General features: G+C 66.4%; 12 protein-coding genes and 1 pseudogene. 8 read left to right on the plus strand and 5 right to left on the minus strand.

Annotated elements, in window-relative coordinates; all coding sequences use genetic code 11:
* Positions 1–65: 65 nt before the first annotated feature.
* Positions 66–2,132: a ComEC/Rec2 family competence protein gene (locus IM708_RS13665; protein WP_245243192.1), complete on the plus strand. Its 2,067-nt coding sequence runs from the start codon at positions 66–68 to the stop codon at positions 2,130–2,132.
* Between the two features lie 6 nt (positions 2,133–2,138).
* On the opposite strand, the gene IM708_RS13670 is transcribed toward IM708_RS13665, so the two are convergent.
* On the minus strand, positions 2,139–2,948 hold the full coding sequence (locus IM708_RS13670; RefSeq protein ID WP_209427143.1) for an NAD kinase: 810 nt from the start codon (positions 2,946–2,948) through the stop codon (positions 2,139–2,141).
* Positions 2,949–3,090: 142 nt separating this feature from the next.
* Here IM708_RS13670 and glyA point away from each other — a divergent pair, with 142 nt between their 5' ends.
* Both glyA and IM708_RS13680 read left to right on the plus strand, forming a co-directional pair.
* Positions 3,091–4,392 carry a serine hydroxymethyltransferase gene (gene glyA, locus IM708_RS13675; RefSeq protein ID WP_209427129.1) on the plus strand — a complete coding sequence of 434 codons (1,302 nt, stop codon included), beginning with the start codon at positions 3,091–3,093 and terminating at the stop codon, positions 4,390–4,392.
* Between the two features lie 96 nt (positions 4,393–4,488).
* Positions 4,489–5,268: an alpha/beta fold hydrolase gene (locus tag IM708_RS13680; RefSeq protein ID WP_209427130.1), complete on the plus strand. Its 780-nt coding sequence runs from the start codon at positions 4,489–4,491 to the stop codon at positions 5,266–5,268.
* Positions 5,269–5,430: 162 nt separating this feature from the next.
* On the opposite strand, the gene fmt is transcribed toward IM708_RS13680, so the two are convergent.
* The 3 genes from fmt to def (IM708_RS13695) are packed head-to-tail and all read right to left on the minus strand — an operon-like array spanning position 5,431 to position 7,361.
* A complete protein-coding gene (fmt, locus tag IM708_RS13685; RefSeq protein ID WP_209427131.1) occupies positions 5,431–6,333 on the minus strand; it encodes a methionyl-tRNA formyltransferase in 903 nt (300 codons plus the stop codon).
* On the minus strand, positions 6,330–6,836 hold the full coding sequence (gene def, locus IM708_RS13690) for a peptide deformylase (RefSeq protein WP_209427132.1): 507 nt from the start codon (positions 6,834–6,836) through the stop codon (positions 6,330–6,332). The genes fmt and def (IM708_RS13690) overlap by 4 nt, the downstream gene beginning before the upstream one ends.
* A gap of 3 nt (positions 6,837–6,839) precedes the next feature.
* Positions 6,840–7,361 carry a peptide deformylase gene (gene def, locus IM708_RS13695; protein ID WP_209427133.1) on the minus strand — a complete coding sequence of 174 codons (522 nt, stop codon included), beginning with the start codon at positions 7,359–7,361 and terminating at the stop codon, positions 6,840–6,842.
* Positions 7,362–7,465: 104 nt separating this feature from the next.
* On the opposite strand from def (IM708_RS13695), the gene IM708_RS13700 reads away from it, so the two are divergent.
* Positions 7,466–8,659 (plus strand): MalY/PatB family protein, encoded by a 1,194-nt coding sequence (locus IM708_RS13700; RefSeq protein ID WP_245243188.1) that lies wholly within the window; start codon positions 7,466–7,468, stop codon positions 8,657–8,659.
* A gap of 109 nt (positions 8,660–8,768) precedes the next feature.
* Here the strand turns inward: IM708_RS13700 and IM708_RS13705 are convergent.
* A pseudogene (locus IM708_RS13705) lies at positions 8,769–9,058 on the minus strand (transposase); the annotation flags it as partial.
* Between the two features lie 397 nt (positions 9,059–9,455).
* Between IM708_RS13705 and dusA the strand changes: the two are divergent.
* The 4 genes from dusA to IM708_RS13725 are packed head-to-tail and all read left to right on the plus strand — an operon-like array spanning position 9,456 to position 13,208.
* Positions 9,456–10,445 carry a tRNA dihydrouridine(20/20a) synthase DusA gene (gene dusA, locus IM708_RS13710; RefSeq protein WP_209427134.1) on the plus strand — a complete coding sequence of 330 codons (990 nt, stop codon included), beginning with the start codon at positions 9,456–9,458 and terminating at the stop codon, positions 10,443–10,445.
* The gene (locus tag IM708_RS13715) at positions 10,442–11,830 is read left to right on the plus strand and encodes a DUF2927 domain-containing protein (RefSeq protein WP_209427135.1); all 1,389 of its coding nucleotides are present in this window, start codon (positions 10,442–10,444) and stop codon (positions 11,828–11,830) included. Before dusA ends, IM708_RS13715 begins: the two co-directional genes overlap by 4 nt.
* A 29-nt stretch (positions 11,831–11,859) precedes the next feature.
* Complete coding sequence (locus IM708_RS13720; protein ID WP_209427136.1) at positions 11,860–12,024, plus strand: hypothetical protein; 165 nt, start codon at positions 11,860–11,862, stop codon at positions 12,022–12,024.
* The gene (locus IM708_RS13725) at positions 12,024–13,208 is read left to right on the plus strand and encodes a VWA domain-containing protein (RefSeq protein ID WP_209427137.1); all 1,185 of its coding nucleotides are present in this window, start codon (positions 12,024–12,026) and stop codon (positions 13,206–13,208) included. Before IM708_RS13720 ends, IM708_RS13725 begins: the two co-directional genes overlap by 1 nt.
* The last annotated feature ends 87 nt before the right edge of the window (positions 13,209–13,295 follow it).

Here is a 13,295-nt window from a genome sequence, read left to right on the forward strand (position 1 = left end):
GGCCCGCGGCGGGCATCTGGCTCGCGCGGGCCGCTACTGCCATTGCGGCGACGCCCCTGATCGCGTTGGCCGCCGCGCGCGGACAACTTTTCCCCTTCGTACCGGTTTTCCTGGGACTTGGAATCGGGCTCTATTTTGCGCTAAGGGCAGAACCTTCGTTCAACCAATGGCTTGCGCTTGCAACGACGTGTGGCGGACTGTCCCTTTCCGCTTGGCGCGGCCCCGAGGCCCTGCGCCCGGTCGCCTTGGCGCTGGCCTTGGTTGGCGCCGGTACCTGTGTTGCGGGATGGCGGTCGCATGCAGTTACCGCGCCTGTTCTGGAGTGGCGCTACTACGGCCCCGTAGAGGGACGCATTGTGACCATCGACCGCTCAGGTTCGGATGCGATGCGCTTGGCGCTGGACCAGGTTGTCCTGGATAATCTGGAGCCGGATCGCAGCCCAGAAAGGGTGCGCGTGTCCCTGCATGGTCGCGCGGCTGAAGGTCCGCTCGATATCGACCCAATGCCGGGGATGCGCGTCATCATGACCGCGCACCTTTCACCGCCCGGTGGCCCGGTCGAACCTGGCGGCTTCGATTTCCGGCGGCTGGCCTGGTTCGATCGTCTCGGCGGCGTGGGATACACCCGCACACCTGTCCTGGCGCTGGAGGCGCCCGCGGACGACTGGGCGCTCGCCATCACCAGGCTGCGCATGCACATGAGCGCGGGGCTGCGCGACCGGATTGCCGGCGAGTCGGGCGGTTTCGTTGCAGCCATTCTCACCGGCGACCGTTCGGGTGTGGGGCTGGAGACAACCGAAGCGCTTCGCCGATCAAACCTCGCTCATGTGCTGGCAATTTCGGGGCTTCACATGGGGCTACTGACCGGCGTCGTCTACGGCGCGCTACGCGGAGCGATGGCACTTTTTCCGATCATCGCGCTCCGCCTCCCCATCCGCAAGATTGCCGCCGTCGGCGCTCTGGCGGCGGCAAGTTTCTATCTTGTCCTCTCGGGGGGAAACGTGGCGACGCAGCGCGCCTTCGTGATGGCCGCGGTCATGCTTGGTGCGGTGCTGCTGGATCGCCGTGCGCTGTCGCTCAGATCTGTCGCTCTGGCCGCTATCCTGATCCTTCTCTGGCGACCAGAAGCATTGCTCTCGCCGGGCTTCCAGATGTCATTTGCGGCTACGGTCGCGCTGGTCGCGGTTTTTCAGACAATCCGCAGGCAACGCGCCCGGATGCTGGCTGCCCAGGCCCGAGGCGCAGAGCGGCGGCGATTACCGCGCTGGCTGCTCGGTCTCGGTTCCATCGCGCTCTGTTCCCTTGTGGCGGGGATGGCGACCGCGCCGGTGGCGGCAGCGCATTTCCACCGGATGGCGGAATACGGACTCCTCGCAAACCTGCTGTCGATGCCGCTGATGGGGACTGTGGTCATGCCCGGCGCGGTGTTGGCCGCCGCGCTCTGGCCTTTAGGCCTTGAAGGTCCGGGCTTGTGGATGATGGAAATGGGCACGCGCTGGATCCTGGCCGTCGCGCACTGGGTCGGGGGGCTTGAGGGCGCGGTGCGTCCGCTACAGGCGCCGCCGGGATGGGTGTTGCCCACGGTCGCGCTGGGGATGCTGTGGCTTATCCTGTGGCCCGGACGAACACGTCTGGTGGGGGCGCTTGTCGCGTTGACGGCGATGGGCGGTTGGACCCAGGCCGAGCGCCCCGCGGTCCTGATCGCGGAATCCGGCGGGCTGATCGGCGTGATGACCCCCTCGGGGCGCGCACTCAGCCGGCCGCGTGGCGACGGCTTCATCGCCCGAAACTGGCTCGAAGCCGACGGCGACGCGGCCGAGCAGTCCGAGGCGGCTGCCCGGCCCGCTTTCGACGATGTCGAGGGCGGCAGGCGCATCGTGATCGGAGGGGAAACCTGGGTGAGTCTGACCGGAACCCGTTCTCCGGACGCGCTGAACGCGATCTGCGCTGACGGGATCAACGTGGTGGCGAACGTCGAATTGCCCAAGCATGCCCCCGGCGACTGTCGGTTGCTCGACCCCGGCAGGCTCTCCCGGACAGGCGCACTGGCCGCGTATCACAGCCCCGCAGGTCTTGTCTGGATGGAAGCAAAAGCGATAGCTGGACGGCGTCCGTGGACGCAAGGTCACTAACGCACCTCATACAAACTGTTCTCGGATCAATCGTTCTTCCAGCCCGTGGCCAGGGTCGAAAAGCAGACGGTGCCGAACCTCTGGTTCCGATCGGATATCGACGACCGCAACATCGCGCACCGATTGCGCATCGGCATCGGCCATCACGGGCCGTTTCGCGGGATTGATCACCTCGATCCGAACCCGGGCTGTCTTGGGCAACAAGGCCCCCCGCCAGCGCCTCGGGCGGAAGGCTGCCATCGCTGTCAACGCCAGCACGTCGGACCCTATTGGCAGGATCGGCCCGTGGGCAGAGTAGTTGTAGGCTGTCGAACCGGCTGGTGTTGCCAGCAAGGCCCCGTCGCAGACCAGTTCGTCCAGTCGCACCCGTCCGTCGACACTGATCCTGAGGCGCGCCGCCTGTGGACCTTGGCGCAGCAGGGAAACCTCGTTGATTGCAAGCGCCTCATGCACGGCACCTTCAACCGTGGTCGCGCGCATGAAGAGCGGGTTGAGCACCGCTTCCTCGGCGTTTTCCAGTCGCTCGGGCAGGTTGTCGGTGGCATACGCGTTCATCAGAAACCCGACGGTCCCGCGATTCATTCCGTAAACCGGGACCCCCAGCGCCTGGGTCTTGTGCAACGCTTCCAGCATGAAGCCGTCCCCGCCGAGCGCCACGATTACCTGCGCCTTCTCGAGGGGCACCTCGCCATACCGGGCGGCCAGCGTCGTTCGTGCCTCCTGCGCTTCGTCGCTGCTGCCTGCCAGAAATGCGATCGCCTTCGGTTTGTCCGCGTCCGTCGATGCCAACTCTGCCTCCTGCCTTGGGGGTGACATCATGGTGGTGGAGGGGCTATTGGCAAGGACCGTATTGGACCTGACTTCGCTTGCGGCCAAGAATGCGGCGCTTTCGGCGCTTTCAGACACCTGCCGGTTGCGCTAGATATCTGCCAACCCCAACCCGGCGCGGGAGAGCGACATGAACATCCAGGATACCGCACGCGATTCCGGCTTCTTCTCGGAGCCTCTGGAGACGCGCGATGCAGAACTATTCGACGCGATCCGCAAGGAATTGGGCCGCCAGCGGGACGAAATCGAACTGATCGCCTCCGAAAATATGGTCAGCCGCGCCGTGCTGGAAGCGCAAGGCTCGGTGATGACCAACAAGTATGCCGAGGGCTACCCGGGCCGTCGCTATTACGGCGGCTGCCAGTATGTGGATATCGCCGAGAACCTGGCGATCGAAAGGGCCTGCCAGCTTTTCGGCGTCGGTTTCGCCAACGTGCAGCCAAACTCGGGCAGTCAGGCGAACCAGGGGGTGTTCACAGCGCTTCTGAAACCGGGCGATACGTTTCTGGCCATGGACCTGGCTTCGGGCGGCCACCTGACGCACGGGGCGGCGCCAAACCAGTCGGGAAAATGGTTCCACGCGGTTCACTACGGCGTCCGGCAACAGGATTGCAGGATAGACTACGATCAGGTTGCGGCGTTGGCGGAAGAGCATAAGCCCAAGCTGATCATTGCCGGGGGATCGGCCATCCCGCGGGTGATCGACTTCGCGCGTTTCCGCGAGATCGCCGATTCGGTGGGCGCGTGGCTGATGGTCGACATGGCGCATTTCGCCGGGCTGGTGGCGGCGGGCGTGCATCCCTCGCCCTTTCCGCACGCGCATGTGGCGACGACGACGACCCACAAGACCCTGCGCGGGCCACGTGGCGGGATGATCCTGACCGATGACGAGGCGCTGGCGAAGAAATTCAACTCGGCGATCTTTCCGGGCATCCAGGGCGGACCGCTGATGCATGTCATCGCCGCCAAGGCCGTCGCATTCGGCGAGGCGCTGCGCCCGGAGTTCAAGACCTACCAGGCGCAGGTGGTGAAGAACGCGCAGGCGCTGGCCGAACAGTTGGCGCGTGGGGGGCTCGACATCGTCACCGGCGGCACTGACACGCATGTGATGCTGGTCGACCTGCGTCCCAAAGGCGTGAAGGGCAATGCCACCGAGAAGGCGCTGGGGCGCGCGCATATCACCTGCAACAAGAACGGCATTCCCTTCGACCCGGAGAAGCCCATGGTGACCTCGGGCGTGCGATTGGGCACCCCGGCGGGCACAACTCGCGGTTTTGGCGAAGCTGAGTTTCGGCAGATCGCCGACTGGATCGTCGAGGTTGTCGATGGGTTGGCGGCCAATGGCGAGGACGGCAATGCGGAGGTCGAAGCGGGTGTACGCACGAAAGTGCAGGCGCTCTGCGACCGGTTTCCGGTGTACCCTAGGCTTTGAGTGCGGCGCTTTAGGCCTGCGGGTCCTCGTCCATTGCGTCGCCCGGGGCCGTTTGCGGTTCATGGCATCGTCGCCCAGAGCTGAGCCGGAGAACCCATGTTGAATATCCTGCGACAGGAAAGCGATGGGGGCGCGCCCGCGTTGCTTATCGTCCACGGGCTGTTCGGCTCCGCCCGGAACTGGGGGGCGGTGGCGAAGCGGCTGTCGGCGCGTGGTCCGGTTCTGGCGGTCGACATGCGAAATCATGGCGAGAGCCCGCACGCCGACAGCCATGACTATCCCTACATGGCGGGCGATCTGGCCGAGGTGATCGAGGCCGAAGGCGGGCCGGTGGATGTGCTGGGCCATTCGATGGGCGGCAAGGCGGCGATGCGGCTGGCGTTGGAGCGGCCGGAGCTGGTGCGGAGGCTGGTCATCGCGGATATCGCGCCGGTGGGCTACGGGCACAGCCAGAGCCAGCATATCGCGGCGATGCGGGGCCTGCGGCTGGAAGGCCTGACAAGCCGCGCCGAGGCCGACAGGCGGCTGGCCGAGACGGTCGATGACCCGGGCCTGCGCGCCTTCTTCCTGCAATCGCTCGACCTGAAGGCCGACCCGCCGCGCTGGCGCCTGAACCTTGACGTGCTGGCGGCCGAGATGGACCGGATCATCGGCTGGCCGGAAGCCGGTGACCTGCCCCCGTTCGACGGCCCGACCCTGTTTCTGGCGGGGGCCGAGTCGGACTACGTGCGGGCCGAGCATCGCGGCGTCATCCGGGCGCTGTTTCCGAGCGCCCGTTTCGCGCGCATCCCCGGCGCGGGACACTGGCTGCATGCCGAGAAGTCGAAGGAATTTGCCGAGGCGGTGCGGGTCTTTCTGGATGCACCGGAAGGGTGAGCAAGGGGTTGAATCGCGCCGCTGCGCAAATTGCGCAGAGGCAGCAAGTCATTGAAACACCTAGAAAAGAGAAAAAATCTTAACCGGATTTCAACCTGTGTAAACGGGCCAGACGCACCGCGCCGAAGCGTACCGGGCCCCGGTTGCCGGTCGGCGGCGGGCTCAGGCGAGGCGTGTTCCGGGCGGCAGGTCGAGGCCGCGCAACAACTCGGCCGCCTGCATCGGACGACCGCCGGCGCGCTGCGCCTCGGTGATGGCGACGGCACCGGTCCCGCAGGCGATGGTGAGGCCGGAAAGGACCTCGCCCGGACGCCCCTGCCCGGCGACGGCGCGGGCGTTCAGAAGCTTCAGCCGGCCAGCGGGCGTGTCGCACCATGCGCCCGGATAGGGCGATAGGCCGCGGATCTGGCGGGCGACAGCCTCGGCGGGCCGGGTCCAGTCGATGTGCGCCTCGGACTTGTCGATCTTGGCGGCGTAGGTCACGCCTGCCTCGGGCTGGGGTTGCGGGGTCAGGTCGGGCAGCCGGGCGAGCGCCGCGAGGATCAGCGTCGCGCCGATCACCGCCAGACGGTCGTGGAGGGTGCCGGTGGTGTCATCGGGCCCGATTGGCGTTGCCTCGGACAGCAGGACCGGGCCCGTGTCGAGCCCGGCCTCCATCTGCATGATCGAGATGCCCGTCTCGGCATCGCCCGCCATGATCGCGCGATGAATCGGCGCAGCACCCCGCCAGCGCGGCAGAAGCGAGGCGTGAATGTTGAGGCAGCCATAGCTTGGCGCGTCCAGCACGGGCTGCGGCAGGATCAGTCCATAGGCCGCGACCACCGCGACATCGGCGCCGAGCGCGGCGAAGGCGGCCTGTTCGTCGGCGCCCTTCAGGCGCGCCGGGTGGCGCACCGCCAGCCCCAGCACCTCGGCCCGCGCCTGCACGGGGGTGGGGCGGGCCTTCTTGCCCCGTCCTGCGGGGCGCGGCGGCTGGCAATAGACGGCCAGAACCTCATGCGCGGCGGCGAGCGCCTCCAGCGCCGGGACGGCGAAATCGGGCGTGCCCATGAAGACGACCTTCATGCCAGCGCCATCTCGCGCAGCGTCGTGGCGGCGGCGGCGCGTGCGTCCTCATCCATCAGGTCGATGATCAGCCGGCCGTTCAGATGGTCCAGTTCATGCTGCGCGCAGATCGCCTCGGCGCCGGACAGGCGTTCGGTGCGGTGCAGCCCGTCCAGATCGCTCCAGCGCAGCGTGACCTCGGCCGGCCGGGCGACGCTGGCCGGCACGCCGGGGATGGAAAGGCAGCCTTCGATCCCGGTCCACTCGACTTCGGAGGCCTCGATGATCTCGGGGTTGAGGAAGACGCGGGGGCTGCGCGTGCCTTCCTTCCAGGTCACGTCGATGACGAACAGCCGCAGCATCACGCCCACCTGCGGCCCGGCCAAGCCGCGGCCCGGCGCGGCGTACATCGTCTCCAGCATGTCGTTGGCAAGGGTGCGCGTTTCGTCCGTGATCGCCGCAATTGGAATCGCAACGCGGCGCAGGCGTGGGTCGGGAAAACGCAGGATGGGCAGGATCGCCATGCCTCAGGCTCGCGCCTTTTCGCGCTTGAGCTTTTGCATCCGGCGGGTGATGATCTGGCGCTTGATCGGGCCGAGGTAGTCGATGAAGAGCCGGCCGTTCAGATGATCCAGTTCATGTTGCGCGCAGGTGGCCCACAGCCCCTCGAACTCCTCCTCCTGCACTGTACCGTCCAGCGCGGTCCAGCGCATCCGCACCTTTTCCGGTCGGGTCACCTCGGCGTAGTGTTCGGGGATGGAGAGGCAGCCTTCCTCGTAGGTCGCGGTGTCCTCCGATTTCCAGGTGATCTCGGGGTTGATCAGGACCATCGGGCGTGGCTTCGCGTCCTCTTCCTTCACGCAATCCATCACGAAAAGGCGGGTCAGCACACCGACCTGCGGCGCGGCCAGCCCGATGCCCGGCGCGTCGTACATCGTCGCCAGCATGTCATCGGCCAGGCGGCCGATTTCGGGCGTGATGCGCTCGACCGGCTTGGTGACGGTCTTCAGGCGCGGGTCGGGATGGATCAGGATCGGGCGAAGGGTCATGGCAGGCATTTAGGCGATGGCCCGGGGTTGCGCAACGGGTGGCGGGGGTTGCGCCGGCGGCGCGGAGCGGCAAATGTGCAGCCATGATGCGAACGGGGGCACCGATGAGTTTCGACGACATGAGCACGAGTTTCGACGAGGTGATCGAGCGCAGGGGCACCCATTCGGGCAAGTGGGACCAGATGGAGGCCCGCTATGGCGTGAGCGCGCGCGACGGCATCCCGATGTGGGTGGCCGACATGGATTTCCGCCCGCCCCAGGCCGTGCGCCACGCGCTGGAGCGGATGATCGGGAACGGGATCTTCGGCTACTACGGCGACGACCGCGCCTATCTCGACGCGATCGGCTGGTGGATGCAGACCCGCCACGACTGGCAGATCCAGCCCGATTGGGTCTTTACCACGCACGGGCTGGTCAACGGTACCGGCCTGACATTGCAGGCATTTACAGAGCCCGGCGACGGGATCGTGATGTTCACGCCGGTCTATCACGCCTTCTTCCGGGTGATCCGGGCGGCGGGGCGGGAGGTGGTGGAATGCCCGCTGGTCGAACGCGACGGGCGGATGACCATGGATTTCGACGCCTATGACGCGCAGATGACCGGGCGCGAGAAGATGGTGATCCTCTGCTCGCCGCACAACCCCGGCGGGCAGGTGTGGGCGGCGAAGGAGTTGCGCGGCCTGGCCGATTTCGCGCGCCGGCACGACCTGATCCTGGTCTCGGACGAGATCCACCACGACCTGGTGATGCCGGGCCACCGGCACACCGTCATGGCCAATGCGGCGCCCGAGATCATGGACCGGCTGGTGATGATGTCGGCCACGACGAAAACCTTCAATCTGGCCGGCGGGCATACCGGCAATGTCATCATCGCCGACGAGGTGCTGCGCAAGCGGTTCGCCAACACATTGGCCGCGCTGGGTATTTCGGCGAACTCCTTCGGCATCGAGATGGCGCGCGCCGCCTACAGCCTCGAAGGCGCCGCCTGGGTCGACGCGCTTTGTGCCTATCTGGACGGCAACCGGCGGATCTTCGAGGAGGGGTTGCGCGCGATCCCCGGCGTGAAGGTCACGCCCCTGCAGGCGACCTATCTGGAATGGGTGGATTTCCGCGCCCTGGGCATGGAGGAGGCCGAAATCCGCCGCCGGATCGAGGGCGCGGCGCGGATCGCGGCGAACCACGGCGAGACCTTCGGAAAGGGCGGCGCTGGGTTCCAGCGCTTCAACATCGCGACGCCGCGGGCGCGGGTGAAGGAAGCGGTGGAGCGGCTGCAGGCGGCGTTTTCGGACGTGCAGTAGGGCCCAAATTACCCACCGGCAGGGTGCTGGCGGGCGTATGGCAAGGGGCTGGCAAGCATATGGCAAACGTATGGCAGTTCCGAACGGTGCGGTAGGGAATTGGCAGGGATCGTATCCGCTTGACCTTCAACGCGTCTCGGAACCAGTCGGCATCAGATCCACGGTCCGCGAGCAGCCATTCAGTGGCAGGCAGGCTGCTCAACAGGGCTGCCGCGCCGGTGTCGTCGCTGACCTGGCCCGACGTCATGAAGAACCGCAACGGCCGACCTTTCGCATCCGTGACGGCGTGTGGCTTCGTGTTCAGCCCGCCCTTCGTCCACCCGATCAGACGCCCGCGTTGACCGTCAGGCCCCGCTATTTCGCCCGCAGGCTCGAGGCCGTGCGATGCACTTTCAGGTAGACGGTTTCAGCCGCGCCATCTGCTCCTCGGTCAGCCAGAAAAGATTGCTCATCATCACCTCCGTCCGCTCGGGGAGATTGAATCACGCACGCCCAGCGGCCTCAAGCGAAACAACAGGTCCTGACCCTAGTCACGGTATTTCCAGACGTGATCATCACCCAGAAGCTTGTGTCGTTCCGATCTGGCAGGAAATCGCTCGATCGATTAGGGTCGAGGGGTTCGGATTCGGTGTCTGAGCGTGACGCTGGCAGGGCTCGTGCTGGTGGGTGGAAGACGCGGCGGGGTCTGCTACTCGGTAGCAAGTGAACTCTGAAAACCACCGGAAATCGCCGGAAATCGGGGAGAATCACAGGAAATCCGCTCAGTGGCTTACAACTTGAATGGCTATCTAAGTTTATGAAATCAAATGTAGAACTCGCATCACGGCTTTCCGTGGCCCCGATGATGGACTGGACCGACCGGCATTGCCGCTATTTTCACCGGCAACTGAGCGGGCGGACGCTGCTCTATACCGAAATGGTCACATCGGCGGCACTGATCCGCGGCGGGGCCCGGCATCTTCTGGCGTACGATCCGGCCGAGCAGCCGCTGGCGCTGCAACTCGGCGGATCCGACGCGGCGGAACTGGCGCAGGCGGCCCGGATCGGTGCCGAAGAAGGGTATGCCGAGGTGAACCTGAATGTCGGCTGCCCGTCCGACCGGGTGCAATCGGGCTGTTTCGGGGCGATGCTGATGCGCGAGCCTGAGCGCGTCGTGGACTGCGTAAGCGAGATGTCCGCCGCCAGCCACGCCGAAATCACGGTCAAATGCCGCATCGGCGTCGATGACCAGATCCCCGAGGAAGTGCTGCCGCGATTCCTAGACATGCTGCGATCCGCCGGGGTCAGGCGCGTGATCATCCATGCCCGCAAGGCCTGGCTGCAGGGCCTTTCGCCGAAGGAAAACCGCGAGGTTCCGCCGCTGGACCATGGGCTGGTTCTGGCAATGAAGCGTGCTTTCCCCGACCTTTCGATCTGCATCAACGGCGGCATCGAGACGCTTGATCAGGCAATGGATTTCCTGCGTGAGGGATTGGACGGCGTGATGGTCGGGCGCGCCGCGTACCATCATCCGGCCGCGATCCTGCTAGGCGCGGACCGGCGCATCCATGGCTTGGCGGACAGGGATATCACGCCCACCGACGCGGCGCTGGCAATGCGGCCCTATATCGCCCGTCACCTTTCCCAGGGGGGGCGGCTGGGTGCTGTCACACGCCATATGCTGGGGCTTTTTTCCGGCCGTCCGGGCGCGCGCGCCTGGCGACGGGCGCTGTCGGAAGCCCCGAACGGCGGGTTGGCCGAGTACGACAACGCGCTCCAATCGCTTGTTCATCGAGCGGCCGCATGAGAGCGCGCGCGCTGGCCCTTGCCGCGCTTCTGATGAGCGCCTGTGCCGTTCCGCAGGACGCTGCCCGGCTCAACGACGCCGTCTCGCCGCTGCCAGTGGCGCAGATCTTCGATCCGGGCGCACCGCGCGCACTGCCGGCGGCGCGAGCGAACAGGGACATGGTGCGTGATTTCATGGAACTCGGGTTCCGGATGGAAAGCGGGCGCCCGATCCCGCAATTCTCGCGCTATGAGGGGCCGGTTCTGGTTGTTCTGAACGGAAGCGTACCGGCGCGCGCGCAGATCGACCTCGACCGCCTGATCGCCCGTCTGCGCAACGAAGCGGGCATCGACATCGCGCGCGCACCGGGCAATCGAACCGAGCCGGGGCAGAACACCCTCGCGATCGAATTTCTGACCCAGAACGAGATGCGCCGGGCCGTGCCGAACGCGGCCTGTTTCGTGGTCCCCAACGTCACGTCATGGTCCGAGTTCACCGCCAACCGGCGCAGCCCGAGCATCGACTGGACGCGCGTCGCGCAACGCCGTCAGACGGCTGTCTTCATTCCGATCGACACGACGCCGCAGGAGATCCGCGACTGCCTGCACGAGGAGGTCGCACAGGCGCTGGGGCCGCTCAATGACCTTTATCGTCTGCCCGACAGCGTCTTCAACGACGACAATTTCCAGACCACCCTGACCGGGTTCGACATGCTGATCCTGAGGGCGTGGCACGCGCCGGAACTGGCCCCCGGCATGGCGCCCGAAGCAGTTGCCGCGCGCCTGCCGGCGATCCTTGACCGATTGAACCCGGCGGGACGACGGCCCGGAGCACCCGACCCCGGACCCACCCCCCGCGACTGGATCGAGGCGATCGAGACAACGCTGGGCGCGGGCGCCAGCACGGCGCAGCGCCGCGCCGCGTCACAGCGGGCGGTGCAGATTGCCGGAGGCGAGGGCTGGCGCGGACCTCGCCTGGCGCTCAGCCTGTTTCTGGCGGCGCGTCTAGCCACGCGCGATGAGGGCAACGCCGCGTTCTCGGCGCTTCTGGCGGCCGGGGAAATCTATCGTAGATTGCCGGGCGGCGAGGTTCATGCCGCCCATGTCGACATGCACATGGCCGTGCAGGCGCTGGCGGCGGGTCAGTACGACCTTGTCGTCACGCTGACCGAACGGGCCCGGCCCTACGCGAACCGGACCGAGAACGCCGCCTTTCAGGCGTCGCTTGCGTTTCTTCAGGCCGAGGCGCTGGAGCAGCGCGGCGAGGCGACGCGCGCGGCCCGCCTGCGCATCGACTCCCTGCCCGCGGCGCGGTATGGGTTCGGCTCGCCGGCCGCGGTGCAGGCGCGGCTGGACGAGGTGGTGCGGCTGGGCGCCTTCTCGCGCAGGTTGGCGGCGGTCGAGTGATCCGGGCAGAACGCAAAGGGTAGTCAGGCATGATCATCATCGCTGGCCTTGTCGGGGGCGCGATCTGGGGCGCGTTGAGCGCGCGGCGACGCAAGGGCAATCGGCTGGACATGCTGCAATACGCCGCGGTCGGCGGTATCGTCGGGGCGTTGGCCGGGGTTGTCGCCACGATCGCGATCGAACGGATGATCTGATGTTCCTGCCCTTCTACGACAACCTTCGCAAGCACGCCGTGCCGGTCAGCCTGCGCGAATACCTGGGCTTTCTGGAGGCGCTGCAGGCGGGGTTGGCGCAGTTCGATGCCGAGGGATTCTACTATCTCGCGCGGACGACGATGGTGAAGGACGAGCGCCACATCGACCGCTTCGACCGGGCGTTCGCGGCCAGTTTCAAGGGGTTGGATGCCATCGATCCGGCCGCGGTCGTCGAGGTGCTGGACCTGCCGGCAGAGTGGCTGGAAAAGATGATGGAAAAGAACCTGAGCCCGGAGGAGCGCGCGAAGATCGAGGCGCTGGGTGGGTTCGAGAAGCTGATGGAGACGCTGAAGAAGCGGCTGGAGGAACAGAAGGGCCGGCATCAGGGCGGCAGCAAATGGATCGGGACGGGGGGCACCTCGCCCTTCGGCGCCTATGGCTACAACCCCGAGGGTGTGCGCATCGGGCAGAAGGAGGGGCGGCACGGGCGCGCGGTAAAGGTCTGGGACAAAAGGGAGTTTCGTGACCTTGACGACAGCGTGGAGCTGGGGACGCGCAACATCAAGGTGGCGTTGAAGCGGCTGCGGCGGTGGGCGCGGGAGGGGGCGGCGGAGGAGCTGGACCTGGACGGGACGATCCGGGCAACGGCGGAGCATGGGTATCTGGACGTCAAGACGCGGCCGGAGCGGCGCAACGCGGTGAAGGTGCTGCTGCTGCTGGACATCGGCGGGTCGATGGATGCGCATGTGCGGGTGGTGGAGGAATTGTTCAGCGCCGCGCGGATCGAGTTCAAGCATCTGGAGCACTATTACTTCCACAACTGCCTTTATGAATTCGTGTGGAAGAACAACGCGCGGCGCTGGTCCGAGCGGACCCCGACTTGGGAGGTGCTGCGCACCTATGGGTCTGATTACAAGTGCATTTTCGTGGGCGATGCGTCGATGTCGCCCTACGAGATCGCCTATGTGGGCGGCGCCAACGAGCACTGGAACGAAGAGTCCGGCGCGACCTGGCTGGCGCGGGCGCGGGCGCAGTGGCCGGACCATCTGTGGATCAATCCGACGCCCGAGGGGTACTGGCCGCACACCCAGTCGATCGCCATGATTCGCGAGATTCTTGAGGATCGGATGGTCCCGATGACGCTGGACGGGCTGGGCCGGGGGATGCGTTTGCTGGCGCGCTGAGGCGGGTTAACGGAGTCTTGCAAGGGCGGGTTAAAAAAGTCTTGCGGGGTCTGGCAGCGCCTGGCGCGATTTCGGCGAAAACCCCTT

Origin of the sequence: Pararhodobacter sp. SW119 (assembly GCF_017811755.1) — a bacterium.
Taxonomy (GTDB): Bacteria; Pseudomonadota; Alphaproteobacteria; order Rhodobacterales; family Rhodobacteraceae; genus Pararhodobacter.

Bases quoted from the DNA above. Each gene is read 5' to 3' on its own strand.
- IM708_RS13670 (WP_209427143.1), bottom strand. From the start codon at position 2,948: ATGTCACCCCCAAGGCAGGAGGCAGAGTTGGCATCGACGGACGCGGAC.
- glyA (WP_209427129.1), top strand. From the start codon at position 3,091: ATGAACATCCAGGATACCGCACGCGATTCCGGCTTCTTCTCGGAGCCT.
- IM708_RS13680 (WP_209427130.1), top strand. From the start codon at position 4,489: ATGTTGAATATCCTGCGACAGGAAAGCGATGGGGGCGCGCCCGCGTTG.
- fmt (WP_209427131.1), bottom strand. From the start codon at position 6,333: ATGAAGGTCGTCTTCATGGGCACGCCCGATTTCGCCGTCCCGGCGCTG.
- def (WP_209427132.1), bottom strand. From the start codon at position 6,836: ATGGCGATCCTGCCCATCCTGCGTTTTCCCGACCCACGCCTGCGCCGC.
- def (WP_209427133.1), bottom strand. From the start codon at position 7,361: ATGACCCTTCGCCCGATCCTGATCCATCCCGACCCGCGCCTGAAGACC.
- IM708_RS13700 (WP_245243188.1), top strand. From the start codon at position 7,466: ATGAGTTTCGACGACATGAGCACGAGTTTCGACGAGGTGATCGAGCGC.
- dusA (WP_209427134.1), top strand. From the start codon at position 9,456: ATGAAATCAAATGTAGAACTCGCATCACGGCTTTCCGTGGCCCCGATG.
- IM708_RS13715 (WP_209427135.1), top strand. From the start codon at position 10,442: ATGAGAGCGCGCGCGCTGGCCCTTGCCGCGCTTCTGATGAGCGCCTGT.
- IM708_RS13720 (WP_209427136.1), top strand. From the start codon at position 11,860: ATGATCATCATCGCTGGCCTTGTCGGGGGCGCGATCTGGGGCGCGTTG.
- IM708_RS13725 (WP_209427137.1), top strand. From the start codon at position 12,024: ATGTTCCTGCCCTTCTACGACAACCTTCGCAAGCACGCCGTGCCGGTC.